Origin of the sequence: Flavobacterium sp. FPG59 (assembly GCF_002150205.1) — a bacterium.
Classification (GTDB): domain Bacteria; phylum Bacteroidota; class Bacteroidia; order Flavobacteriales; family Flavobacteriaceae; genus Flavobacterium.
Window position 1 is genome coordinate 1 of record NZ_MTCA01000407.1, and the last position, 1,002, is coordinate 1,002.

The following is a 1,002-nucleotide window of genomic DNA, read 5'->3' on the forward strand; positions in this document are numbered from 1 at the left end:
TATTAAACCTATAATTAAAGCAATAACAAATTCAGTAAGGATAGAAGGAATTTGAGGAAATAGACCATGTAAAAAAGGGATTTCATGAACAAATATTCCACCTGCAACTAATAATAAAGCAATGGTACCAATAACTGATAAACTCTTTATAACTACAGGTAATGCTTTTACTAGGACATTACCAATTTTTGCACCTATACTATTTTCATTTTTACTCATGCTGATTAACTTGAGACCCGCTTCGTCCATACGCACAATAAGACCTACGATTCCGTAAACTCCAACTGTGGCAATTAATGCTATAATTGATACTACCATGATTTGAGAAGTGATAGGTTTTCCAATAACAGTTCCAAGTGCAATGATTACAATTTCTACCGATAAAATAAAATCAGTAATGATAGCTGATTTAATTTTTTCTTTTTCAAATGAAAGTATCTGCTCTTCGGTCCATTCTGTAGTTGTAAGCTCTACTTTTGCATGTTCGTGAGGGAAAAAGTATTCGTAGATTTTTTCGGCTCCTTCATAAGCCAAGTACAAACCACCCAATACCAAAATTATGGTAACAGCTGTTGGTAGAAAATAACTGAGCACAAATGCAATTGGGAGAATTATTACTTTATTAAGCAACGAACCCTTAGAAATAGCCCATAAAACAGGTAATTCTCGATTGGAAACGAAACCGGAAGCTTTTTCAGCATTTACTGCTAAGTCATCACCTAAAATCCCAGCTGTTTTTTTTGCTGCTATTTTGCTCATTACAGCTACATCATCCATCATTGCTGCGATATCATCTAATAATGCGAAAAATCCTGATGCCATTTTATTTTTTTTAAGTTTATTAAAAAATTGAATTACAAATTGTAGAAAATTTTCTTTCTGTTTTTTGTTTTGCGAAGCTAAAACTTTTTATTCAAACTTTAATTCTTAAAATGTCAAAATGTATGTATTCTACACTTATAAAATTGCTTTTTACGCTTTTCAGAATCTATAGTCATGTAC

General features: G+C 31.7%; 1 protein-coding gene. It reads right to left on the minus strand.

From position 1 onward, the window contains the following. Positions 1–822: DUF808 domain-containing protein (locus FPG59_RS16330; RefSeq protein WP_086455561.1), on the minus strand; the 822-nt coding region annotated here is incomplete at its 3' end. Positions 823–1,002: the final 180 nt, after the last annotated feature.